Here is a 23,029-nt window from a genome sequence, read left to right on the forward strand (position 1 = left end):
ACTCATCTCCCCCGGGCCCGGGGGCCCTCACAGCACCACGTCGTCCGTGTCCTTGCGCGGGAAGATGCGCGCGGGAATCCCCACGGCCACGCTGTCCGGCGGCACGTCCTGCAGCACCACGGCGTTGGCGCCGATGCGCGAGCGCGCGCCGATGCGCACCGGCCCGAGGATGCGCGCCCCGGCGCCAATCCACACGTCATCCTCGATGACGGGGTAGCCGTTGTCCTTCGCGGTGCCCACGGTGTTGTTGCCGTAGAAGCGCACGCGGTCGCCGATGCGCGCGTCCCCACCGATGACGATGCCCAGGCTGTGCACGAAGTACACGCCCTTGCCCAGCGTCACGTCCTTGCCGATTTCGATGCCCAGCACCGCCGTCTGCGCCACGCGCAGCACGTGGTTGACCAGGGGGATGTGGTAGTCGAGCGCGGCCTCGCGGGCGCGGTTGAGCGCGGTGATGCGGTACGAGTCGCTGGTGAGCACCACCTTGGCGATGGACTTCGCGTCGGTGTGGCCATTGGCGGCCCGGGCCAGCTCCATCGCGTCGGAGACCAGCGCGCCGAGCATCGAGCGCTTCGACTTCAGGAAGTTCATCGGTTCCCCCCGCCCTGGAGGTAGCGGACCACCTCGCGGGCGATACCTGTCCAGCCGCCGGCCTCGGTGCGAGCGCCGCGCAGATACTCCATCCCGTACACCACCGACGTGCCCGCGAACGCGGCCTTCTCCAGGCCCAGCTTGTCCGCGGCCTTCGCGGCGCTCATCACCGCGCCCGTCAACATCCGCGTGGCCTCGGGCGCGACGACGGTCGCCGCGAGCAGGGGGCGCGCCAGCGGGTTCGTCTCGAAGAGCAGCCGCCACGGATTCACGCCGCGCACGTCCGGGTGCTTGCGCGCCACGTGCGTGTCGAACATGCCGTAGCGGTGCGCGCGCTTGAGCCAGCGCTCGAAGGACACGTGGTCGCTGCCGTGCAGCACGTGCGCGTCGCTGGCGAACACGAACGCGCAGCCCGCCTTCTCCAGCCGCACGCCCAGCTCCACGTCCTCGGACTGGCCCAGCGACTTGTCGAAGCCGCCCACGCCCACGTAGTCCTCGCGGTGGAAGGACACGTTGCCCGTGTACAGGTGGTTGCCGTGCGCGCGCGCGCCGGGGGTGGACAGCTCCTCCGCCATGCGGTGGTTGAGGTACGCGTACCAGCGCTCGAACAGCGGCATGTCGCCGATGGACGGGTCCGGGCGGATGCGGCCCAGCACCACGTGCCGCGAGCCCTCCGGGTGGTGCGCCAGGTGCCGCTCCAGGAAGTCCTTCTCCACCTGCATGTCGTCGTCGGTGACGAGGACGATGTCGCCCCGCGCCGCGAGCACGCCCCGGTGCCGCGCGGCCGCCGCGCCCGCGTTGGCCTGCACCTCCACGCGCAGGGCGTAGGGGAGCTTCTCGCCGAGCGCGTCCAGCGGGGCCTTCACCGGCTCCTTGGAGCCGTCATCGACGACGACGACCTCGTAGCGCCCGGGCGGGAGCGTCTGGTCCGCGAGCTGCCCGAGCAGCCGGGTGATGAGGGGCAGCCGGTTGTAGGTGGCGACGACGACGCTGAGGCGGGGCGTGGAGGCGTCCGAGGGCGTCATGGCTTCTTCTTCTTGCGGGAGAGGAGGCCCCGGCCCTTCTTCTGCCGGGGGAAGGTGACGCTGCCCACGAAGCGCTCCTGGCCGATGAACTCCATCGTCTTGCGCGCCGAGCCGAAGTCCGTCTCCCCCAGGGTGACGCACAGGAGGACCCCGTCGGCGGCGAGCGCCACGGGCAGGCTGGCCGGGCGGGTGAGGACGGAGTCGATGACGGCGACCACGCGCTCGCCCCGGGCCACGCGCTCGCGCAGCTCCAGCACGCGACGGGGGGCCTCGGCGGGGGACAGGCCGATGGCGTCATCCAGGTGGATCTTCTGCGTGGCCGCGTAGGGGGCGCCGGCCTCCAGGATGGCGGTGGCCGCCTCCAGCGCGGGGGCGCCTGGGTGGGCGGGGACCACGGTGAGGAAGCTCCAGCCGGTGCGCTCCAGGGCGAACCACAGCCGCTGCAGTGCCGGCGAGGGCACGGTGCTGTCGGAGACCTCGGCGTCCGAGGTGGAGGGCGGTGCGCTGGAGTCGGCCATGGAGCGCCGCCCGGTATAGCCCAACGCAAGGCGTCGCCCAATGACCTGGCGGGCGGGCGGGGGAGCGGGTGCCCTGCGACCTGCCCCAATGAGTCCGGGGGCTTCCGGGCCCTCCCCGTGGGGCCGTGGGAGCTGACGTGCTATGGGAAGTCCGTGCCGAAGATTGGTTACCTCATCCCTGAGTTTCCCGGACAGACACACATCTTCTTCTGGCGAGAGTTGCAGGCCCTTCCCGGGAAGGGCGTGACTCCGGAGCTGGTCTCCACCCAGCCGCCGCCCGCGCGCATCATCTCCCACAGCTGGGCGCGCGAGGCCATGGCCCGCACCGAGTACTTGGCGCCGCCCGGGACGCTCGGCGTGGTGAAGGCCGTGGCGGAGATTGCGCGCGCCATGCCCACGGGCTGGGCGCGGTGCCTGGCCTCCATCGCCCGCGCGGAGGGGCTGGACGCCAAGGGCCGCGCGAGGCTGCTGGCCTTCGCGGTGATGGGCGGGCGGCTGGCGTCGCTGGCGCGCGAGCGCGGGTGGACGCACGTGCACGTGCACTCCTGCGCCAACGCCGCGCACGTGGCGCTGTTCGCGAACCTGCTGTCGGGGCTGCCGTACAGCATGACGCTGCACGGGCCGCTGGACGACTACGGGCCGAACCAGCGGGAGAAGTGGCGGCACGCGAGATTCGCGTTCGTCATCACGAAGAAGCTGCTGGGCGAGGTGAACCAGGAGCTGGCGGGGAGCCTGCCTCGGGACATCGAGCTGGCGCCGATGGGCGTGGAGCTGGGCAAGTTCAACCGCTCGACGCCGTACGCGGCGTGGACGGGCGAGGGGCCGCTGCGCCTCTTCTCATGCGGGCGCCTCAACCCGTGCAAGGGGCACGCGGACCTCATCGACGCGGTGGGGATGCTGCGGGCGAAGGGCATCGACGCGCGGCTGTCCATCGCCGGCGAGGACGAGGCGGGCGGCACCACGTACCGCAAGTTGCTGGAGGCGAAGCTCGCGGAGTCCAAGCTGGGTGACGCGGTGACGCTCCTGGGCGCGGTGGGCGAGGACGTGGTGCGGGACGGCATCGAGCGCGCGCACATCTTCGCGCTGGCGAGCCTCCAGGAGCCGTTGGGCGTGGCCATCATGGAGGCCATGGCCATGCGCGCGCCGGTGGTGGTGACGGGCGCGGGCGGGGTGAAGGAGCTGGTGGACGACGGCGTGGACGGGATGCTCGTGCCGCCGCAGGAGCCCGCGGTCCTGGCCCAGAAGCTGGAGGCCGTGGCGCGCGACCCGGCCGAGGCCGTGCGCCTGGGTGAAGCGGGCCGGCGCAAGGTGGAGACGCAGTTCAGCAGCGAGCGCAGCGCGGACATGCTCGCGCTGATGCTCCAGCGCGCGGCGGTGTAGACAGCGCCCGTTGGCCGGTCGTGGAACCCATCGGGTCCCGTTGTGACCCGAGCCGCCCGCGAGGAACGGGGCGGCCCGCTCGGTGGGTTTCCAGGGGACTCCGGGGGGAGTTCGCTGGATGTGGAGGGTTCGCTAGGATTCCTGGCGCCCAGAGCAGCACCCATCTCGACAGGAGTGGCCGTGGCGACGCTGGAGTTGAAGAAGGAAGGCATCATCTGCACCCTCACCGCCGAGGACCAGCTGAAGGTCGAGCTCCAGGCCTTGAAGGTGCCGCTGAAAGTAGGCCAGAAGGGCTTCTACGAGTCCTGCACGCTCGCCTTCCAGCGGGCCGTCGCGGTGGACACGGCGAAGAACAGTGGCGCGGAGGCCGTGCTGCTCGCGAAGGCGTGGGCGTTCGTCTGCAAGTGGGCGGGCAAGACGGACCCCTTGCCCTCGGTCAACAGCAAGAAGACGCCGACGAAGGTCGTGGCGTCCTCCAGCGTGGCCACGAGCACGACGACCGCCCCTACGTATCACCCGGACCTGGAGCGGGACGCGGCCGCATGGGTCACCGCGGTGACCCTGCTATGCACCAAGGCGGGTGTGTCGACGGTGGACATCAACTGGGTGTGGGTGAAGGACAACGTCCTGGTGCTGACCACCTATCGCAACTCGGACGGCTACATCTCGGCGGTGCTCGGCCGGGTGGCCAGTATTCCCTTGGACCGCATCACCGCGGTCGCCGGGCGACTGAAGAGCAATGAAGGGCTCACCGGCGTCATCAAGAAGTTGTCGAAGGTGGTCGACACCCTGAAGGCGGTGAACGAGTCCGCCAACTTCTACGGCGCCTTCAACGAGGTGGTGGGGCTGCTCCTGTCGATGGTGACCTCGTCGCCAGGGGACCGCTTCTCCATGCCCACCCATGACAAGAACTTCGAGTACGTCGACCTTCCGCTCGGTGGACGCATCGACGGCAAGGCCCTCAAGGTCCAGGACATCGACCGCATCGAGGTGCGCGGTGGCATCAAGTTCTACATCGAGGTGAAGTCCGATGTGCGCACCGCGGTGCAGAAGCATCAGTCCGGCGTGGAGCCCGCGGACGCCAGCAAGTACGCCTACCAGCGCGACACCTTGAACCCGCTCCCGTCGGACGACGAGAAGTTCGGGACCTCGCAGCAGCTGCTGCGAATCCTGGCGGTGACCCAGCATCGACAGGGGAAGGTCGGCTCCACGGCGACGAAGAACCGCATCGACGGCATGGAGGTGGCGGTGTCCATCCTGAACGAGAAGGACTGGCTGGAGCTCTTCACCTCGGGGACCGCGCGCACCTACTCGCGGCTGGGGTTCCATCTCTTCATCGGGGACTTCGCCTTCACCCCCACGAAGCTGGGGGTCATCTGTGACGAGGTGGAGCAGCGCGTGGCCGATTGGGCCAGGCTCACGCACTCGGTGGAGTGGACCACGCTCCTGTTCAAGGAGAAGAAGAACCACCGCCACAACTACTTCAAGCTCCACGTGAACTCCTTCGAGCCCCCCAAGGTCTTCATCTAGCGCGACCGATGGGAGCGAGGGGGCGGGCAGGCCCCCGCTCCACGGGCGGCGTCACGCGGGAGCGGTCCACCCGAGGGACGGACGGGAGGGCGTGCCATCGCGCCTCCGGCTCCATACCCTCACGGGAGCAATCTCGACGGACCTGGGGGTGGGGCCTCCAGGCATCCGAGCGCGGGGTCTCCCGGTGATGGGCCGGGCCGGGGAGGCATGTGGGGGCTGTCCGTGGGCGCCGCGCTGATTAAGCGATGGTGTCTCACGGAGGGAGGGAAGGGAGGAATGGCCTTGGAAGGCACCGAGCAACTCACCCCTCATGTGCCCATCCGGGTGGAGCCGCGGACGACGAGCATCCTCCTGGTGGACGACCACGCGTCGAACCTGCTGGCGCTGGAGGCCATCCTCGAGCCGATGGGGCAGAAGCTGGTGAAGGCGGCCTCGGGTCCGGAGGCGCTGCGGTGGCTCTTGCGCGAGGACTTCGCGCTCATCCTGCTGGACGTGCAGATGCCGGGGATGGACGGCTTCGAGACGGCGCGCATCATCCGGCAGCGCGAGCGCTCGCGGTACACGCCCATCATCTTCCTCACCGCGCACGGGCGCGACGAGGCGAACCTGGTGAGCGGCTATGCGTCCGGCGCGGCCGACTACGTGGTGAAGCCGTTCCACCCGGAGGTGCTGCGGTGGAAGGCGGAGGCGTTCGTCGCGCTGTACGTGCGGCAGCGGGCCTTGCAGCGGCAGGAGGCGGCGCTGTGGGAGCGCGAGCGGCGGATGCTCGAGCGACAGGGCGAGCTGCGCTTCCGACGGCTGGTGGACTCGATGCCGCAGTTCGTCTGGGCGCTGCTGGCGGATGGCACCATCAGCTACGCGAACCGGGGCTGGCTGGACTACGCGGGGCTGACGGCGGAGCAGGGGCGTCAGCGCGAGGACAACCTGCGCTGCTTCCATCCCGAGGACCTGGGGAAGGTGCGGGCGACGTGGGACGTGCTGCGCCGCTCGGGGATGCCCAGGGAGCAGGAGTACCGGCTGCGCCGCGCGACGGATGGCGAGTTCCGCTGGTTCCTGTGTCGCACGCTGCCGGAGCGCGATGGCGCCGGGCGGCTCGTCGGGTGGATATCGACGGCGACGGACATCGACGACGCGCGGCGCGCGGTGGAGACGCTGCGCGCGACGAACGAGGCGAAGGACATGTTCCTCACCCTGGCGGCGCACGAGCTGCGCACGCCCCTGCAGGCGGCGCGCAGCTACGCGGACCTGGCGAGGAAGAAGGCGGGGGAGGAGCAGACGCCGAAGGTGGCGCGGGCCCTGGAGGGCATCCAGCGCAGCGTGGGGCGCATGGCGCGGCTGGTGGAGAACCTGCTCGACGTGGGGCGGCTGCAGCGCGGGGAGCTGTCGTTGGAGGAGGGGGACGTGGACGTGCGCGCGCTCCTGCGCGAGGTGGCGGAGCACTTCGATCCGTTGCCGGAGGGGCGGGACATCCAGGTGGAGGCCCCCGAGGGGCTGGTGCTGCGCGCCGACGGAGAGCGGCTGGACCAGGTGCTCACCAACCTGGTGTCGAATGCGCTGCGCTACTCACCGGACGGAGGGGACATCCGGCTCCGGGCGCGCGAGGAGGGCCGGTGGGTGCACGTGGAGGTGTTGGACCACGGGCTCGGCATCCCGGAGGACCGGCTGGAGAACATCTTCGAGCGCTTCGGGCGCGCGCATGGCGTGTCCTATGGCGGTCTGGGATTGGGGCTGGCCATCGCGCGGGGCATCGTCGAGCGCCATGGCGGGCGCGTCTGGGCGGAGTCCTCGGGGCGGCCCGGTCACGGCAGCACGTTCCATGTCGTGTTGCCCCGGCCGGTGAGCTGAGGCGCCGGGGCGTGCGTGGCGCGGACGCGTGAGACACGTGTCCGTGTCGCGGCGAGGGATGTCGGAGTCGGTTGATATGTGAAACCCATCAGGTGATTTCGGCGCCCATGCCGGAGGGCTGAGATGGGTCGTGGTCGGGCTGTGTCCTTGTGTCTGTGCTTGTTCCTCGTGACGGGTTGCTCGACGACGCGGAGCGTTCGTCTGGAGCTGGGCTCGGGGGAGTCCGTGCATCACATCCCCCTCGAGGGCTCCGGGCCGGTGGCGCTGGAGGAGGACGCGTTCCAGGAGGCGATGACGAAGCTCGCCCGGGACGTGAGGCCCTTCGCGCATCCGCTGCGGGAGGCGCGGCTGCGCTTCGGTGTGCCTGAGCGCGGCGGCGTGTATCTGTATGAAGGGCGCAGGCTCCACGCGGTGCGGGAGGGCGCGGATGAGACGTCACCGCATCTGTTGGAGTCGTACGCGGACGAGGCGCTGACGCGCGGTTACGGACGCTGGTGTGAGCGGGAGCATCGCGCGGGGGACTGTCTTCGACTGCTCGAGGAAGGGCCGCTGTTGGGCAGTGATGGCAAGTACGCGCTGGCGTTGGCCATCGCGATGGAGGACGTCTGGGAGGAGACGGCGGAGTCCCTGCGGGGAGTGGGGGACCCGGTGGCCCTCCGCGCGACGCTGACGGCCTCGGTCTCGATGTATCTGATGCTGTGGTCCTTGCCGGAGCCGGTGTCGAAGGGGCTGTCGGCGCTGCTCACCGCGACCGCGATGGCGTACCTGGGCGTGGACACGCTGTGGCGTGTGTTGGATGCGTGGGTGGTGCTGGTGCGGCGGGTGGACCTGGCGCGCTCGTTCGAGGAGCTGGAGGCCGCGGGTGAGACCTTCGGGGAGGTGCTGGGTGACAGCGCGTCGCGGATCTTCGTGATGCTGGCGACGGCGGCGGTGGGGCGCTCGGCGGGGCTCGCGACGAAGGGGCCGGGGCTTCCGGGCGCGGCGCGAGCGGCGGTGTTCTTGAAGGCCCAGGCGGGCTTCTCGTACCCCGCGCTCGAGCGCGTGGAGTCGGTGGCGCTGACGACGGAGGGCTTCACCGTGGGCCTGTCCACGGCGGCCCGGAGTGGCGAGGATTGAAGGCCGATGGCGCCGGGCTCAGCCGTGCTTCGCGAGCGCGGGGGCCTGGGGCTCGTCGCCGGGGTTGGTGTGGATGATGGCGCCCGGAGGCGGCACGGGCGCGGACGGCGCGGAGGGGACCAGGGTGGTGTGTGGCATGGGCCACGCGCCGGTGGCCACGGCCAGCTTGCCGGACGTCACCACGCACAGCGACACGACGAACGTGCAGATGTACGAGATGATGCCCATGTCTCCGAACACCTGGTTGATGTAGCAGATGACGGAGCCCACGATGATGAGCCCCGCGGCGCGATGCTCGGAGATGTTCGAGCGATGGTACGCGCGCACCGCCAGGAAGACGGTGACGACCAGGTACATCCACACGCCCGTGTAGCCGACCATCCCGCCGAAGGCGAACAGGCCCAAGAGCGAGTTGTGGGGATGGTAGCGGTACTGCGGGAACACGAAGGCGATGTTGGGCAGCGGGATGGGCTCGAGGAACTCGTGGCCGTAGCCGGTGCCGAGCAGCGGGAACTGGGTCCACGTCGCGATGACGTCCAGGTTCTCGATGTCGCGATAGTCCAGGTTGCCCTCGCCGCCCTCGCCGTCGATGAGGGAGCGGACCTTGTGCACGGGCGCGAAGGCGCCGCCGCGCGCGTTCCAGCCCACCGCGAAGTAGACGAGCATCAGCGGCGCCATCAGCACGAGCCCTCGGGTGAAGGTGCGCTTGAGCGCGGGCCACGGCGTGATGAGGTAGCCGGCCAGCAGGCAGCCCACGAAGCTGACGTAGGCGAGCCGACGGTCGTTGTAGACCATGCCCATGAAGATGCAGAACATGAGCAAGAGCCCGCGCACCGCGTGAGCCCCCTTGGGCTTCTCCAGGAAGCGCATGGTGGCGACGAGCAGGCAGAAGTTGAACGTCATCGAGTCCGAGTGACACGTGGTGTACTCGACGAAGACGCCCATGGCCGGCACGACGATGGCGCCGAAGTAGACGCTGATGGCGGCCTTGGTGAGCCCCGCGGCGATGACGGTGCGCGCGAAGAGGGGCCAGTCCTCGGGGCCGCGCATGGCGTAGTGGAACATGGCGACGATGAACGGCATCATCGCGGCCTGGTGCCACTGCCACAGCGAGTTCTTGAAGTCCCCGCCGCGCATCACCCCGCGCACCTCCATGAAGAGGATGGCGATGAGTGACAGGGCCACCACGGCGATGAGCGGCCGGGGCATGGGCAGCGCGGGCGGGTCGATCTTCGACTTCGTCACCCGCCGGTACATGGCCAGGCCCAAGAGGCCGACGATGAGCACGTCGACCAGCGGGAAGCGCAGCGCGCCAATCTTGGTGATGTAGCTGAGCTGGGCGAAGAGCAGCTCCCCCAGGGGGTGCAGGGGGGAGGGCCAGAACCCGGACTGGGGCCGCTCGGGGACGTAGTCCACCGCGAGCACCAGGTAGGTGACGATCATCACCGGGTAGCGGACGGGGACCTTGAGGACCAGCCACACCACGGCCACGAGCAGCACTGGGGCCAAAGCGACCACAGGGTGCAGGAGGGCCCCTCCCACGGTGGCGAGCACCAGGAAGCCAAGCAGCGCCACGAAGCGCAGGTAGGAGGGCCGGTCCGGGGCGTACGTCACGACGGAGGGGAGGCTACATCTGGAGGGCCGGTTGGGATAGATGAAGCCTCACGTATGCCTGCTCCCAGACCACGCGTCCTCCTGATTGCCGAGCTGTGCAACCCCGACTGGGTGAGTGTCCCGCTGGAAGGCTGGTCGCTCTACCGTGCGCTGACCGAGGTGGCCGACGTGCACCTCGTCACCCACGTGCGCAACCGGGAGAACATCCTGAAGCAGGGGGTGCAGGAGGGCTCTGGGTTCACGGCGTTGGATTCGACGCCGGTGGAGAAGCCGCTCGACAAGGTGGGGGAGCTGCTGCGGGGCAAGGCGGGCGTGGGTTGGACGACGGCGACGGCGTTGAGCGTGCTGCCGTACTACTACTTCGAGGAGGTGCTGTGGCAGCGCTTCGGCGCGCGCATCAAGGCCCGGGAGTTCGACCTGGTGCATCGCTACACGCCCATCAGCCCGACGACGCCGAGCACGCTGGCCCGGCGCTGCAAGGCGGCGGGAGTGCCGTTCGTGATGGGGCCGCTCAACGGCGGACTGCCGTGGCCCAAGGGGTTTGGTGGCGCGCGGCGGCGGGAGAAGGAGTGGCTGAGCTACGTGCGGGACGCGTACAAGCTGATGCCCTTCTACAAGTCCACGCGGGAGAACGCGTCGGCCATCATCACGGGCTCGCGGGCGACGCGGGGGCAGGTGGCGCGGGAGTGGCAGGGGAAGACGGTGTACGTGCCGGAGAACGCCATCGACACGCGGCGCTTCGGGACGGCGAAGTCGGAGGGGCCGGTGGAGTTGCCCCTGCGGGTGGCGTTCGTGGGGCGCTTCGTGCCGTACAAGGGCATGGCGATGTTGATGGAGGCGGCGGCGCCGCTCATCCGCGAGGGCAAGGTGGTGCTGGAGTACATCGGCGACGGGCAGGAGATGCCGAACCTCAAGGCGCAGGCGGCCAGGGAGGGCATCGAGTCCGGGGTGACGTTCGCCGGGTGGGTGAAGCACCAGGAGCTGCAGGGGCGGCTGGCGAAGAACCACGTGTTCGGGTTCCCGAGCGTGCGTGAGTTCGGCGGGGCGGTGGTGTGCGAGGCGATGGCGTTGGGGTTGGTGCCCATCGTCATGGACTACGGCGGTCCGGGCGAAATCGTGAGTCCGGCGACGGGGTTCGCGGTGCCCATCGGCACGCCGGAGGAGATTGTGGCGCGGGTGCGCGGGGTGCTCACGAAGCTGGTCGAGGACCCGTCGGTGATTCGTCCCATGGGTGAGCGGGCGCGGGAGCGCATCTTCAAGCACTTCACCTGGAAGGCGAAGGCGGAGCACGTGCTGGAGGTGTACCGCTGGGTGATGGGTGAGCGCGGGCAGCCGGACTGGGGCATGCCGCTGGCGGACTGACCGCGTGTCACTCAGGGCCTGGGCGTCCATGTCCAGGCCGTGGGGCTCCAGGTTGTCGCCAGGTCCTCGTCGAGGAGGACGGGGTCGAGGAAGGCGCGGACTGCTTCCGTGAGGACGTCGAGTGTCTTCCATGGCAGGCCGTCCTGGGTGGCCATGGCCCGATAGGGCCGGTGCCATTCGGGCGGTGGCGAGGGAAGGAAGAACGGGACGCCGTGTGTCTTCCGGAAGGAGAAGGTCCGCGTGAGGGCCTGTCGCAGGCGCCTCGCTTCGAGCGCACGGATGCTTCCCAGGAGCGCGAGGTCCGGGAGGTCCTTCACCCGGGTGTTCGGCCGCGCACGAGGCAGCGTATAGGCGTGGAGCTTCTCCGCCAGATGCGTCTCGAGGGGATAGACGTGGAGCCTGGGCGGAGGGATGCCGGCGAAGCCGAGTGTGTCCGCCACCTCGATGAGCTCGGGCGCTCCCTCGAGGGGGTCTCCGATGGCCACGTCGACGCCGAAGGGTTGGCCGAAGAGGTCTCGCTCGATTCGGCACTCGGCGCGGAACCGACGTCCGTCGTAGCGCACTCCCTCGTTCTGGATGTCGGGATGGTGGGGGTCGGGTCGGAGCTCGAAGCGCATGAAGTCCCCGAGGTCCAACTGGCCTGCCTGCTGGAGGCGCGCGAGCAGGTCGCGTGGGTCCCCGGTGAGCCGCAGGTCGACGTCCCGGGTCGTGCGTGCTCGCTGAAGCCTCAGCTCGAGCACGAGTCCTCCCTTCAGGGTGATGGCCTCTCCGAGGACCTGGGTCGCACGCGCGAGGAAGCGGTGGAAGACGAGGAGCTGGCGCCGCCGGTTGAAGTCGTCCCCATGAGGGGCGCTCTTCCTCAACCGCTGCTCGAGAGCATTTCTGAAGGCGTCGCCGGTCAGGTAGCGGCGAACGCTCATCGTGTCCGCCGCTCCTTCGCCACGCTCGCCTTCTGGATGCGCGCGAGGTCGGACTTCCGGATGAGTCCACGCTCGAGGGCTTGCGCGATGGCTTGGTGGAGCAGGTCTGGAGCGAGATGGGCGCTCGCGCAGTCTGTCAGTGTCCGCAGGGGCGAGGTAACGGGCACCGCGGCGGGCCAGGTTCGCTCGGCATCGTCGATTGCGGCGTGATGGATGATGACGCCAGGAGGAACGCGAAGCCTGCGTTGCCTCCACGTCGTGGGAAGCGTCAGATGGAGTCGAGAGGGCAGCACGTCCGAGAGCTGATGCAGGGCGAGTGCCGTCTCATGTGAGAAGACGCCCTGCTGCTCCGACCACAGCCACACGGTGACGAGCGCTTCGTCCTGGCCCTGGGGGTAGTGCACCAATCGGTACACCCCTCTCCGGAGTCGGACCACCTTGCCGATGTGCAGATAGTGGACGAGGAGCTGAGACGAATAACCCGCCTCCGCCGCCTGCTTCGTCGTGAACAGGCCGGCCTGTCCCAGCGCGAACTCGAAGAGCCGATCCCAATCCGGCGCCTGCTCGCGCTTGCCCGTCATGCACAAAACTTAAATGAGATTTTAGTTTCGTGCCAATCCAGGTCCGTCACTGCACGAAACTAAAATCAGATTTTAGCTTCGTGCGGGAACTCAGGCTCGGGAGGTGTTCGGGCGCAGCGCCACCCTCGAGCGGATGGCGCGGTTGGCTCGCAGCAGGATGTCCGCGCGGGACGAGGGGGCGTAGTCCGGGTGCTCGAATCGCAGCGTGTACGTCCCCGCGGGGAGCAGGGGCAGCCGGTAGCGGCCCTCCGGGTCCGTCCAGGTCACGTGGGCCTCCGCGTGCCCCGACGCGCTGGCGCTGACCTTCACCCTCACGAGCGGCGCTCGACTGTCCCCGTCGATGACGAGCCCCAGGAGCACGCCCGGCGGCGGCGCGTACTCGCGGCTCTCCGCTCGGGCCAAGACAGGCACCGTGACGATGAGCACCAACATGCAGAGCAGATAGGGCACGAGGTGCGTCAGCACGGATGGGGCCTCGGTGTGGCTCGGGGAGAGGGGCCCATTCTTCCGGCTCGGGCTGACGTGAACCGCATGCGCGGCTCTTTGTGCCATCACCGTTTCGGCATGAGCCCCGCTGGGGTCCTCGCGGTGACGTGGGGCGCCGAGCGGCCACGTCCGAATTCCAGCGACATGGATGCCGCCAACTCCATATCCGGGGTCCTTCGCGCGCGTGCGTGCTGATCAGCGACTCACGACGTGTGCCTCGGGCTGCCGGGCCTCTTCCCCTTCGGGGGCGCCGAGGGCCGCCTGCTCCGGAGTCCCCGGGGCCAGTTCCGCGAGGGACCGGAAGCGCCGCAATCGGAGCGCGGGCTCCGAGGTGTCACGCTGTGCAGGGGCTCCGCTCAGCGCGTCCTCCAGAGCCGACATCTCCCGCGTGGATCCGTTCGCACCGAGGTCCTCGCGCGACTGCGCTGCCGCGGGGCGTACGGCGATGCGCCGGAGGAACTCCTGGTCCACCCGCACGCCCGTGGTCATCGAGCCCACGTCGACCGTCGGACCGTCCGTCTCCCGGCGCAGCGTCTCGACAGGCCAGGTGCTGCCCCCCGCGTCGAGCGTGACGACCGGACGGCTGGGCCTGCGAGTGACCTGGGACGACGTCGGGAGCGGCGCATCCTCGACCGTGGCACTCGACGCCTCCGTGGAGGCCGGGGCCTGTGCCTCGGCGCTGGGTTCCGCCTCCTGCGCCCTGGCGGCCGGGGAGAGCATCCACACGAGTCCACACAGCACACCGCGAAGGAAGGGCGTCACGTGCTCGACTCCAAGGCCTCGGGGAGAACGAACCGCATCATCCGGGACCACCGCGGAAGAATCTCCCACGCGGGTCCCCGGGTTCATCATGGCTCGGTCATGATTCGAGGCCCTGGGCATGATGGAGATACGACCCCAGGCGTCATTTCGGGTCGAACAGGCTGGGTAGCGCTCAGGAGCCCGAGGGCGGGCGGTCGAAGTCCATGGTCCGCAGGGGCGCGAAGGCCTCGAATGGATCCACCCTCCGGTCCAGGGCACCGGCCTGGCGGATGAGGTCTCCCAGCTCGCGCACGTCCTCGCGCTCCTTCAGCTCCGGGCCCACCCCGTTCCACAACTCCAGGAGCGAGCCGTAGGTCAGCGGCCGCGTCCAGTACGAGCCCCGGAGCTTCTCGGCGAGGGCGGAGGCCACATAGGCCAGTCGAGTGGACTCACCGGCCTGGGCGTAGCTCGAGCGCAGGGCGGCTCGGGGCAACGAGGTCGCCAGCTCCTTCAACGCGCCGCCCTCGGGCGACTTGTAGCGGATGCGCAGCGTGCCCAGCGTCCGGGCGTTCTCGCGAGGCTTCACTTCATAGAGCGCGGTGACGGAGTGGCCCGCGCCCACCTCGCCCGCGTCCACGCGGTCATCACGGAACTGCTCGGCCGTCAGCGCGCGGTTCTCGTACCCGAGCAGCCGGTAGAGGGAGACCGCCTTCGGGTCGAACTCCACCTGGAGCTTCACGTCCTTGGCCACCACCTGGAGCGTGCCGGTGAGGTTCTTCACGAAGACGCGGTGGGCTTCCTTCAGCTCGTCCACGTAGGCGTAGTTCCCCTCGCCGACATGGGACAGCCGCTCCATCAGCGCGTCGTTGTAGTTGCCCATGCCGAAGCCCACGGTGGACAGGGTGATGCCCCGTGCCGCGAGCGACTTCACCTTCGCCCAGATGCCATCCGCATCGGAGATGCCCACGTTGGCCACGCCATCCGAGCAGAGGATGACGCGGTTGATGCCGCCCTCACGCAGGTGTTCGACGGCGATGCGGTAGCCCAGCTCCAGTCCCGCCTGGGCGTTGGTGGAGCCCTCGGTGCGGAGCCCGTCGATGGCGTTCAACAGTCGCGGTTTGTGGAGCGCGCTCGTGGGCGGGAGCACCTGCCGGGCCTCCGAGCCGTATACGACGAGCGACACGCGGTCACGCTCGTCCAGCTCCGCCACCAGCAGGCGCAGGGACTGCTTCACCAGCTCCAGCCGGTTCTCCATGTCCATGGACCCGGACACATCGATGACGAAGACGAGGTGGCTGGGCTTGCGCTCGGCGCGGGAGACCTCGCGAGCCTTCACGCCGATGCGCAGCACCTGGTAGCCCTTGCGCACGGGGGAGGGGAAGCCCTGCACATGGACGCCGAAGGGCGCGTTCTTCGGGTCCGCGTAGCCGTAGTCGAAGTTGTTGACGAACTCCTCCACGCGGACGGCGTGCTCGTCCGGGAGGAGGTTGCGCTTCAGATAACTGCGGGTGAGCGTGTACGAGGCGGTGTCCGTGTCGACGGAGAACGTGGAGAAGCGCTCTTCCTCCGTGTTGACGGTGGGGTTCACCCCGTACCCCTTGAAGTACATGTCGTAGTAGCGCGAGCGGGTCATCGGCTCGTCGCGCCGGGGCTGCGTGCGTGCCTGTCCCGAGGGGACGGGGTGCAGTCGCAACGTCATCGACATGCCGGGCATCGCGGGGGCGGCGTTGTGCTGAGGTGGGGGACTGGCGACGGCGACCTGCTCGTTGATGGAGACGACGTACGCGTCGCTCGAGGAGTCGGGCGTCAGCTCCGACAGTTCCTCGAAGGTGCGCATCTTCCCTTCGGACGAAGGTGAGGTCAGGCGCTTGATGAACTCCTGGTCGATGTTGACGCCCGTGGTCGTGGAGCCCGGGCCGATCTCCGCGGGCGCGTCAATCATCTCGAACGTCTCGAGGTGGGACTCGGGGCGCAGCTCGACGTTGACGCGGATGGTGCGGTTGAGCCGCAGCTGCACGTCGGTGCGCGCGCTGGGCGCGTAGTGCTCCTTCTCGTATCGAAGGACGTACACGCCAGGGGGAAGCTCGGGGATGCGGTACTCGCCCTTGTCGTCGGTGACAGCGGTCTTCTCTCCGACGAGGTTGGGCGATAGCGCGGTGACCATCACCCCGGGCACGGGCTGACGGCCCTCGGCGGCGATGATTGTGCCGATGATGGTGCTGCTCTGGGCGAGCGCCTGCGAGGCCAGCAGGAGCAGCAGCCCGCATAGCAGTCGTGAAAGGACGGCGTTCATGAGGTCCACCTCGGGGTGTCGAGAGGAGGCCATCATCCAGATGAGGAGCGCCTCGCATCGCACGCGAGGCTCCAGGCTCCATCATGGTTTCAGCACGGGCCGCTTGAGGCCCGTCACAGCATCAACGACTCAGCGCCGCTCGGCCTCGCGCTCGGTGCGCACCCACTCGCCGCGCTTCTCGGCACCCGGGCCGCGGAGCATCAACCCCACCTTCCACACCACGTACACAGGCGCCCAAGCCAGGTCCAACAGCCCGCGTGGACCCACGCCGGACACCCACCATCCGCGCAGCACATAGGCCCCCAGGCTCATCAGCGCGAACCCCGCCACCGCCGAGGCCCACACCGCCGTCCCACCCGACAGCCACACCAACACCGACGCCGCCACCGCGCTGCCCACCGCCGCCAGCACCAGCTGACTCAACGGCGGCACCAGCACGTCCATCGACAAGTCCAACAGCAGCCCGCTCCGCTGCTTCAGCGCATCGCTCAAGAGCGGCCACCCGTGCAGCTTGCGCATCTGCGCGCGCCCACCCTCCCAGCGCTGACGCTGCGAGCGGCTCTGCTTCTCCGCCGACACCATCTCGCCCTGCACCTCCGCCTCCCAGGCGTAGTGCACGCGGTGCCCCTTGCGGCCCAGCCGGATGCCGTACTCCAAATCCTCCACCACGCTGAACGCGTCGTGCGGCACCTCGCGCAGCACCGCGTGCGTGAAGCACATCCCGTTGCCACGCAGGCCGCAGGACACGCCCACCGCCTCGCGCCCCAGCGAGCGCACCTTGTGGAACATGCCCAGCGCAATCGTCATCAGCCGCGTGCGCCACGACGCCGTCGGGTTCATCACCCCGTAGTGCGCCTGCACCGCGTGCGCCCCGTCCTCCAACCTGCGCCCGTACGCATGCAGCAGGTTCGGCGACACCACCGTGTCCGCGTCCACCACGACGACGGCGTCCGCGAAGCCGTCCTTCTGGCTGAACTCGAACGCGTGCGCCAGCGCGTACCCCTTCCCGCGCTTCTCCGTGTCATGCCGCTCGAGCACCGTGGCGCCCGCCTCGCGCGCCTTCTGCGCCGTCGCGTCCGAGCAGTTGTCCGCGATGACCAGGATGCGCCGCAGCGACGCCGGGTAGTCCACCGCGGACAGGTTCGCCACCGTCCGGGCGATGCCCAGCTCCTCGTTGTGCGACGGAATCACCACGTCGAACTTGCGCGTGGGCGCGGGCGGCACCGGCGCCGCGCGTCGCCACGACAGCACCGTCAGGAGCAGCAGATAGCCGCACGCCACCGCCACCGGCAGCAGCGCCACGCACAGCGCCAGGTCCACCCAGGTCCACACCGTCACGACTGTCTCCCCCGAGCACGCGCCCTAGCGCCGCTCCAGCTCCGCCAGCACCGGGAGCTTCAGGATTCGCTCCACCTGCCACTTCTCCAGGATGCGCCGCCGGATGATGTCCAGCGCCACCGCCGCGAAGACGCCCATCGCGATGCCGCCCACCACACCCGCCGCCAGGATGAGCTGCACCTTCGGCTTCGACGGCTTCTCCGGGAACGTCGGCGGCGCCAGCACGCTGAAGCGGTGCTTCATCGACGCCCGCGAAATCTCCAGCTCCGTCTTCGCCTGGTCCAGCCGCCGCATCTTCTCCTGGTGCCGCATCACCAGCATCCGCACCCGGTCCGCCGCCACCGACACCTCCGGGTTGTCCGCCGTCGCAGGCCCCCCAAAAGCCGCCGCGCCCAAGAGCGGCCCACCCGTGGTGCCCTGCTCCAGCTCCCCCGGGTCCCCGCCGTTGCGGATGTACTCGTTGATGAGCTCGTTGAACTCCGAGCGCAGCGCCACCAGCTGCGGCGAGTCCTCCTGGAGCACGATGATTCGCTGCTCCAGGTCCGTGATGAGCGGGTGCTGCGGCGAGTAGATGACGCGCTGCTCGGCCAGCTGGTTGCGCAGCTCCGTCAGCCGCCGCGCCCGGAACTCCTCCACGTCCGAGATGGCCCGGCGCTTGGTCTGCACCATGAACCGCATCTGCGCGAGCAGGTGGTTCGTGTTGATGCCCAGCGCTCCCGCCTGCTCCGCCGTGCCGCCCCGACCTCGGCCCTTGTTCTGCTTGGCCTCCTCGCGCTTGCGCCTGGCCTCCACGCGCTTCACCGTGGCGTCCAGCGCCGCGATGGCCTGCTTGATGCCCTCACCCTCGTCCACCACCTGCTTGTCGAGGATGGTGATGGCCTCCGCCACCGCGCCCATCTCCGCCTGCTGCCGCATCTCCAGGAAGTTCTTCTGCGCCGCCTCGACGATGTTGAGCGCCAGCTGAGGGTCGCTCCAGTCCACGCCGATGGTGACGGTGCCCGTGCCGCCCTCGACCATCACCAGCATGGCCTGCTCCAGCATGGCGCTGAGCGCGTCCGCCTTGTCCTCGTCGGACATGGGCGGCGGCGGCTTGCGCAAGAGCTTCTCCTTCAGCTTGCTGATGGGCGAGCGCTGCAGCTCCCAGTACTCCACCAGCTTCGCGTCCCGGACCACGGCCTTCAGGTTGTCGCTCTTCATCACCATCTCCCACGCCGCGCGCGTGGGCTGGTCCGCGTCCACCGGAATGGAGCGGCCCGGGTTCGCCAGCGAGGCGATGATGAAGTTGCGCTGCGTGAGCATCCGCGTCTCGACGTGGTACTTGCGCGGCATGATTTTGGTGACGCCCGCCGCCAGGCCGGACACCGCCGCCATCACCACCAACGCCAGGAACCAATGCCGCAGCACCGCGTTCTTCAAATAGAAGACCGCGTCGATGGCGAAGCCCCAGTCGATGAGGTCCGACGGCGCGTTCGTCTCCACGCGCTCGGGCGTGTACGCCGGAGCGGTGGGTGCGGCCCGGGGGCCCCGAGGCCCGAGGGCCGGTGCCGTCACGAAGGCCTCCTCGCGGGCGCGTTCTTGAGCAGGTGCTTCACCCGCTTGGAGAACTCCTCCTGCGTGAAGGGCTTGCCCAGGTAGCTGTTGGCGCCCGCCTCCTCGGCGTGGGCCTTGTCCTCCGGCAGGTCGCGCGCGCTCACCACCAGCACGGGCACGTCCGCCATGCCCTGCGTCTTGCGGATGACCTCACACAGGTCGTAGCCGGAGATGTCCGGCAGCGTCAGGTCCAGACACACGAGGTCCGGACGCTCCGCGCTCGCCAGATGCTTGAGCGCCGCCTGCCCGTTGGGCAGCTCCACCACCTGCTTGAATCCCATGGCACGCAGGTAGTCGCCCAGCATCTTCCGGAAGAAGGGCGCGTCCTCCACGAGGAGGACCGTGTGCATTTGGGGCTCCATTGCGTCGTCAGCCTTTCTTCTCAGTCGCGCTCAGTGGAAGCCGAGCCGTGGCACCCAGACGATGACGCCGTAGGTGTAAGCCGCGTTGAAGAGGATCACCCACAGGATGGCCTTCTTCAGTCCTCGCGACGGATTCGGGTCCCTCGCCGCCTTCGCGGGGAGGGCAATCGTGAGGATGAGGACGGACATCAGGATGAGCTTCGCCATGGCCTTCGCTTTGGCTCAGAGGATACCAGTTTGCCGCAACGACAGGCCCAGCACCGCCGCCCATTGGAACCGGGCGGCCGGCAGCTCGGGCGAGCGGCTCCACGTCCCCCGTGTGTCCGCATCCACCGACATCCAGGTGTTGAGAATCCAGGACGCCGTCACCCCGCCGGACACCAGCCGGTCTCCCGTGGCCCCGCCCACCGCGAAGGCCGTCCCCGCCGTGGCGCCCACGCGAACACGGGGCCCCAGCGCCCAGGTCCCCGTCGCGGTGAGGTCCGCGCGCGGGTACACGCGCGCCGTCAGCCGGTCCGTGAAGGGGGACACGCGCAGGCCCAGCCGCCCGTCGAAGTCCGCCGTGCGCGAGGGGATGCGGTGCCCCACTGCGAGCGTGAGGTTGGGTAGCACTTCGGTACGAGGCGCCGGGTCCGGCTCGACTCCGCCGGGCGCTGTCATGGTGTGGACAATGCTCGCGCCCGCGCCGGCCTCCAGCGCCGTGCGGCGGGTCATCCGGCCCGTCCAGCTCTCCGTCAGCGTCACCACGGTGTTGTTGGCCCCGGTGGAGAAGCGCGCGTACGTGGCGGCGGCCGAGGTGGTGATGGCGCTGAGCGACGTGAGCGCGTGGCTCAGGGACACGTCCAGGCGCGGGCCGTACTGCAGGGGCACGGCCTCGCGCGCGGGGCCGTCCAGGCCGCCGCTGACGGTGAAGCCCGTGGTGCCGGACAGCTGCCAGCGCCGGCCCAGCCAGCCCGTCTCGCCGGTGAGCGAGGTGGCGGAGGAGAGGAAGTGGACGGTGTCCGCCTCCGGCAAGGGCTGCAACGGGCCTCCGCCCTGCGGCGGCCGGATGGGGCCGTCCGGGTCGATGGGGTCCGGGTCCAGCGAGGGCAGCGCGTCGAGCGTGAGCAGGTTCACGCTGCCCAGCACCAGCTCCTCGCTCAAGCGGAAGGACAGCCCGCGCTCGGGGCGCCAGAGCGCGGCGAAGCGGCCGATGTGCTGTATCTCGGTGCGCGCCCGCGACGTCACCTCGCGCAGGCTGATGCGCGGCGCGTAGTCCAGCTGGAGCGACGTGTTCCCCTCGCGCCGCTCCAGGCCGAGAATCGGCGTGAAGTCCGTGTCAGCGGCGAGGGTGGGCGCGTCCTCGGCGGGGTCCTCGTTGGAGCGCACGCGCGAGTCCACCCGCACCGACGCGGTGTAGGAGACGGAGGCCCCACAGACCTCCAGCCACATCGCGGTGAGCGCCGCCCCCAGCACCGCTCACTCCACCACCACCACGTCACCGGGGCGCAGGCGGAATGACGTCGCGCGCCCCTCGGCGTGGATGAGGTCCTGGTAGCGGAAGCGGATGCGCACGGGCGCCTGCCCGTCGTCCTGGCGCATGACGAAGATGCGGTCCTTGTGCGCGTACTCGGTGAAGCCGCCCGCGCCGGCCAGGGCCTGCAGGAGGCTGGCGCCCACGTCGATTTCCAGCGGGCCGATGCGGTTGATTTCGCCCACCATGGTCACCTTGATGGGGCGCGGCATCTCCAGCGCCACCGTGACGACGGGGTGGTTGATGTAGTCCTTCAGCCGCGTCTGGATCTGCTGCGACAGCATGGCCGGGCTGTGGCCCGCGGCCTCCACGTCGTCCAGGAACAACAGGCTGATGCGCCCGTCGTCGCGCACGCGCGCCTGCGTGGTGAGCGACTCCTGGTTCCACACGCGGATGTTGAGCAAGTCCCCCGCGGCGATGCGGTAGCTGGCGTCCAGCGGGGGCGGCTTCTCCTGGTACTCGTCCACCCAGGTGTACTTGCCGAGCCCCGTGCAGCCGGAGGCCACGAGCACCAGCGCGGCGGTGGTGAGCACGCGGAAGAGGGAGCGGAGCGGGGAGGTCATGGGGCTCCTTCAGGGCGTGGGAGCGACGGCCACGACGGCCGGCTCCGGTTGGGGGTCGCCTCGGTGGCGCGCCAGCTTCACCACCGCGAGCACCTCGCCCGGCTTCACCGCGCCGAGCGCCAGCACACCCACGACGTACAGCGAGGCCTCGACGATGAGCCGCGGCCAGTCCGACAGCGGCGCGAGCACCGTGCGGTCCAGCGCGACGATGGCCACGCACACCACCGCCGTCTTCGCCACGCGCACCAGGAGCCGCTGGTCCACCGCGGAGCGGCCCATGCGGCCGAGCATGATGATGGTGATGACCACCTCCATCAGCAGCAGCGAAATCGCCGTGCCCGCCGCGCCGCCCCCGTCGCCGTACTTCGCGTACAGCCGGGGCACGAGCAGCAGGTTGAGCAGCGGGTTGAGCAGCAGGCTGCCGAAGATGCTGGTGCCCGTCACCCACCACTCGCGGTTGGTCATCGTGAGCCACGCGCCGCACGTCATCGTCACGAACGCGAGCACGAACAGCGGCGACTGCAGGCGCAGCAGGTTGACGGCGAGCGAGTAGTCGCGGCCCAACAGGCCAATCCACAGCGGCGCGCCCATCACGATGAGCATCATCATGGGGACCGTGACGGCGAGCGTCCCCTCGAGCGCGCGGCGCGCGATGACGCTGACCTCTTCCTCCGAGCGCGCGGCGGCGCGCGACATGAGCGGCAACAGCACCCAGCCCATCACGGGGTTCAGCGCGAAGGTGACGTTGGAGATGCTCCACGCGGCGGAGTACCAACCCACCTCCTCGTGGCTGCCGAGCATCCCCAGAATCATGATGTCCAGCCGCCCGTTGGTGGCGAGCGCCGCGGCGGTGAGGAAGTAGGGCAGGCCCGCCTTGCACACCTTCCACGTGGCGGGGAAGTCCACGCGGAACACCAGGCCCATGTGCACGCGCGCCAGGTACCAGCCGATGCCCAGCTTGAGGGCCTCCGACGCCACGACGGGCACCGCGAGCCACGGCAGGGGCAACCCCAGCACGCCCACCGCGAACAGGCCGCCGCCCCACACCACCTTGGTGAGGACGTTGGAGATGGACAGCCCCGCCACCTTGCCCTTGGCGTGCAGCAGCGCCGCCATGGACGCGTTGCACATGACGAGCAGCTGCGCGACGCCGAACACGTACACCAGCGCGCGCATCTCCGGCGGGTCCTGCCGCCACGCCATGACGAGCGACAGCGCGCCCATCAGGACGACGGTGAGGATGAGCCGCAGCAGCATGGAGGCGCCGAAGAAGTCGCTGGCGTGCTCGGGCCTTCGCGACACCTCCTTGCGGATGTACATCTCCAGGCCCAGGTTGGTGGCGATGAAGAAGATGGCGGAGAAGCTGTCCGCCCAGTTGAAGCGCCCGAAGGCCTCCGGGGACAGGTAGTGCGTCAGCAGCGGACGGATGCCGAAGGCGATGGCATACGTCACCAGCAGCGAGCCACCGAGCTGCAGGCCGTTGCGCACCGCGCCCATCGCCTCGTGGGAGCGCTCACGCTCCTGGGCGTTCTGCTGAGAGGATTCGCTGGGGGTCGTCACGTTGGAGTCGGGCGCTCCCGGCGTCGGCCGGACGGCCCGGGTGCATAGAAGACGAGCGGGGGCGGCACGTCAATGCCACCCCCGCGGGAAGTCAGGTCGCC

General features: G+C 69.6%; 20 protein-coding genes and 1 pseudogene. 5 read left to right on the forward strand and 16 right to left on the reverse strand.

The features are described 5' to 3' along the window. Positions 1 to 27: 27 nt before the first annotated feature. Genes epsC through LXT21_RS32420 form a run of 3 tightly spaced genes read right to left on the reverse strand, consistent with a single transcriptional unit; the run spans position 28 to position 2,134 of the window. Positions 28 to 591 carry a serine O-acetyltransferase EpsC gene (epsC, locus tag LXT21_RS32410; protein ID WP_254042078.1) on the reverse strand — a complete coding sequence of 188 codons (564 nt, stop codon included), beginning with the start codon at positions 589 to 591 and terminating at the stop codon, positions 28 to 30. Next, positions 588 to 1,616 (reverse strand): exopolysaccharide biosynthesis glycosyltransferase EpsD, encoded by a 1,029-nt coding sequence (gene epsD / locus LXT21_RS32415; RefSeq protein ID WP_254042079.1) that lies wholly within the window; start codon positions 1,614 to 1,616, stop codon positions 588 to 590. Before epsD ends, epsC begins: the two co-directional genes overlap by 4 nt. After that, positions 1,613 to 2,134, reverse strand: coding sequence for a hypothetical protein (locus LXT21_RS32420; RefSeq protein WP_254042080.1), 522 nt, complete (start codon positions 2,132 to 2,134; stop codon positions 1,613 to 1,615). Before LXT21_RS32420 ends, epsD begins: the two co-directional genes overlap by 4 nt. Positions 2,135 to 2,287: 153 nt before the next feature. On the opposite strand from LXT21_RS32420, the gene epsE reads away from it, so the two are divergent. The 4 genes and pseudogenes from epsE to sitA5 form a co-directional block, all read left to right on the forward strand. Further along, a complete protein-coding gene (gene epsE, locus LXT21_RS32425; RefSeq protein WP_254042081.1) occupies positions 2,288 to 3,514 on the forward strand; it encodes an exopolysaccharide biosynthesis GT4 family glycosyltransferase EpsE in 1,227 nt (408 codons plus the stop codon). Positions 3,515 to 3,694: 180 nt separating this feature from the next. Next, positions 3,695 to 5,044 carry a hypothetical protein gene (locus LXT21_RS32430; RefSeq protein ID WP_254042082.1) on the forward strand — a complete coding sequence of 450 codons (1,350 nt, stop codon included), beginning with the start codon at positions 3,695 to 3,697 and terminating at the stop codon, positions 5,042 to 5,044. 276 nt (positions 5,045 to 5,320) lie between these two features. Beyond that, positions 5,321 to 6,889 (forward strand): response regulator EpsF, encoded by a 1,569-nt coding sequence (gene epsF, locus LXT21_RS32435; protein ID WP_254042083.1) that lies wholly within the window; start codon positions 5,321 to 5,323, stop codon positions 6,887 to 6,889. Positions 6,890 to 7,012: 123 nt separating this feature from the next. Then, positions 7,013 to 7,987, forward strand: a pseudogene (gene sitA5 / locus LXT21_RS32440) (SitA5 family polymorphic toxin); the annotation flags it as partial. A gap of 36 nt (positions 7,988 to 8,023) precedes the next feature. Here the strand turns inward: sitA5 and wzy are convergent. Further along, a complete protein-coding gene (wzy, locus tag LXT21_RS32445) occupies positions 8,024 to 9,619 on the reverse strand; it encodes an exopolysaccharide repeat unit polymerase (protein ID WP_254042084.1) in 1,596 nt (531 codons plus the stop codon). A 54-nt stretch (positions 9,620 to 9,673) separates the two neighbouring features. Between wzy and epsH the strand changes: the two genes are divergently transcribed. Next, positions 9,674 to 10,981, forward strand: coding sequence for an exopolysaccharide biosynthesis glycosyltransferase EpsH (gene epsH, locus LXT21_RS32450; RefSeq protein ID WP_254042085.1), 1,308 nt, complete (start codon positions 9,674 to 9,676; stop codon positions 10,979 to 10,981). 11 nt (positions 10,982 to 10,992) lie between these two features. Here the strand turns inward: epsH and LXT21_RS32455 are convergent, their stop codons facing one another. The 12 genes from LXT21_RS32455 to wzx form a co-directional block, all read right to left on the reverse strand. Next, positions 10,993 to 11,901: a nucleotidyl transferase AbiEii/AbiGii toxin family protein gene (locus tag LXT21_RS32455; RefSeq protein ID WP_254042086.1), complete on the reverse strand. Its 909-nt coding sequence runs from the start codon at positions 11,899 to 11,901 to the stop codon at positions 10,993 to 10,995. Then, on the reverse strand, positions 11,898 to 12,482 hold the full coding sequence (locus LXT21_RS32460; RefSeq protein ID WP_254042087.1) for a type IV toxin-antitoxin system AbiEi family antitoxin domain-containing protein: 585 nt from the start codon (positions 12,480 to 12,482) through the stop codon (positions 11,898 to 11,900). The genes LXT21_RS32455 and LXT21_RS32460 overlap by 4 nt, the downstream gene beginning before the upstream one ends. Before the next feature lie 90 nt (positions 12,483 to 12,572). Next, positions 12,573 to 12,947 carry a carboxypeptidase-like regulatory domain-containing protein gene (locus LXT21_RS32465; RefSeq protein ID WP_254042088.1) on the reverse strand — a complete coding sequence of 125 codons (375 nt, stop codon included), beginning with the start codon at positions 12,945 to 12,947 and terminating at the stop codon, positions 12,573 to 12,575. A 216-nt stretch (positions 12,948 to 13,163) separates the two neighbouring features. Continuing rightward, positions 13,164 to 13,730 carry a hypothetical protein gene (locus LXT21_RS32470; protein WP_254042089.1) on the reverse strand — a complete coding sequence of 189 codons (567 nt, stop codon included), beginning with the start codon at positions 13,728 to 13,730 and terminating at the stop codon, positions 13,164 to 13,166. A gap of 172 nt (positions 13,731 to 13,902) precedes the next feature. Beyond that, complete coding sequence (locus LXT21_RS32475) at positions 13,903 to 16,002, reverse strand: YfbK domain-containing protein (protein WP_254042090.1); 2,100 nt, start codon at positions 16,000 to 16,002, stop codon at positions 13,903 to 13,905. 129 nt (positions 16,003 to 16,131) lie between these two features. Next, a complete protein-coding gene (gene epsU, locus LXT21_RS32480; protein ID WP_254042091.1) occupies positions 16,132 to 17,340 on the reverse strand; it encodes an exopolysaccharide biosynthesis GT2 family glycosyltransferase EpsU in 1,209 nt (402 codons plus the stop codon). 24 nt (positions 17,341 to 17,364) lie between these two features. Continuing rightward, the gene (epsV, locus tag LXT21_RS32485; RefSeq protein ID WP_254042092.1) at positions 17,365 to 18,891 is read right to left on the reverse strand and encodes a PCP family exopolysaccharide biosynthesis protein EpsV; all 1,527 of its coding nucleotides are present in this window, start codon (positions 18,889 to 18,891) and stop codon (positions 17,365 to 17,367) included. Then, positions 18,888 to 19,292 (reverse strand): exopolysaccharide biosynthesis response regulator EpsW, encoded by a 405-nt coding sequence (epsW, locus tag LXT21_RS32490; RefSeq protein ID WP_254042093.1) that lies wholly within the window; start codon positions 19,290 to 19,292, stop codon positions 18,888 to 18,890. Before epsW ends, epsV begins: the two co-directional genes overlap by 4 nt. A gap of 30 nt (positions 19,293 to 19,322) precedes the next feature. Next, positions 19,323 to 19,499, reverse strand: a complete 177-nt coding sequence (locus tag LXT21_RS32495) for a hypothetical protein (protein ID WP_170300513.1) — start codon at positions 19,497 to 19,499, stop codon at positions 19,323 to 19,325. A gap of 15 nt (positions 19,500 to 19,514) precedes the next feature. After that, positions 19,515 to 20,747: an exopolysaccharide export protein EpsX gene (epsX, locus tag LXT21_RS32500; RefSeq protein ID WP_254042094.1), complete on the reverse strand. Its 1,233-nt coding sequence runs from the start codon at positions 20,745 to 20,747 to the stop codon at positions 19,515 to 19,517. 3 nt (positions 20,748 to 20,750) lie between these two features. Next, positions 20,751 to 21,368 carry an exopolysaccharide export protein EpsY gene (gene epsY, locus LXT21_RS32505; RefSeq protein WP_254042095.1) on the reverse strand — a complete coding sequence of 206 codons (618 nt, stop codon included), beginning with the start codon at positions 21,366 to 21,368 and terminating at the stop codon, positions 20,751 to 20,753. Positions 21,369 to 21,377: 9 nt separating this feature from the next. Then, positions 21,378 to 22,928, reverse strand: a complete 1,551-nt coding sequence (gene wzx, locus LXT21_RS32510; RefSeq protein WP_254042096.1) for an exopolysaccharide biosynthesis flippase — start codon at positions 22,926 to 22,928, stop codon at positions 21,378 to 21,380. Between the last annotated feature and the right edge of the window lie 101 nt (positions 22,929 to 23,029).

The sequence above is a fragment of the Myxococcus guangdongensis genome (assembly GCF_024198255.1).
In the GTDB taxonomy this organism is placed as follows: domain Bacteria; phylum Myxococcota; class Myxococcia; order Myxococcales; family Myxococcaceae; genus Myxococcus; species Myxococcus guangdongensis.

What these genes read in the sequence shown, in the direction of transcription:
- epsC (WP_254042078.1), bottom strand. Translation starts at nt 591, where the DNA reads ATGAACTTCCTGAAGTCGAAGCGCTCGATGCTCGGCGCGCTGGTCTCC.
- epsD (WP_254042079.1), bottom strand. Translation starts at nt 1,616, where the DNA reads ATGACGCCCTCGGACGCCTCCACGCCCCGCCTCAGCGTCGTCGTCGCC.
- LXT21_RS32420 (WP_254042080.1), bottom strand. Translation starts at nt 2,134, where the DNA reads ATGGCCGACTCCAGCGCACCGCCCTCCACCTCGGACGCCGAGGTCTCC.
- epsF (WP_254042083.1), top strand. Translation starts at nt 5,321, where the DNA reads ATGGCCTTGGAAGGCACCGAGCAACTCACCCCTCATGTGCCCATCCGG.
- epsH (WP_254042085.1), top strand. Translation starts at nt 9,674, where the DNA reads ATGCCTGCTCCCAGACCACGCGTCCTCCTGATTGCCGAGCTGTGCAAC.
- LXT21_RS32455 (WP_254042086.1), bottom strand. Translation starts at nt 11,901, where the DNA reads ATGAGCGTTCGCCGCTACCTGACCGGCGACGCCTTCAGAAATGCTCTC.
- LXT21_RS32460 (WP_254042087.1), bottom strand. Translation starts at nt 12,482, where the DNA reads ATGACGGGCAAGCGCGAGCAGGCGCCGGATTGGGATCGGCTCTTCGAG.
- LXT21_RS32475 (WP_254042090.1), bottom strand. Translation starts at nt 16,002, where the DNA reads ATGAACGCCGTCCTTTCACGACTGCTATGCGGGCTGCTGCTCCTGCTG.
- epsW (WP_254042093.1), bottom strand. Translation starts at nt 19,292, where the DNA reads ATGGAGCCCCAAATGCACACGGTCCTCCTCGTGGAGGACGCGCCCTTC.
- LXT21_RS32495 (WP_170300513.1), bottom strand. Translation starts at nt 19,499, where the DNA reads ATGGCGAAGCTCATCCTGATGTCCGTCCTCATCCTCACGATTGCCCTC.
- epsY (WP_254042095.1), bottom strand. Translation starts at nt 21,368, where the DNA reads ATGACCTCCCCGCTCCGCTCCCTCTTCCGCGTGCTCACCACCGCCGCG.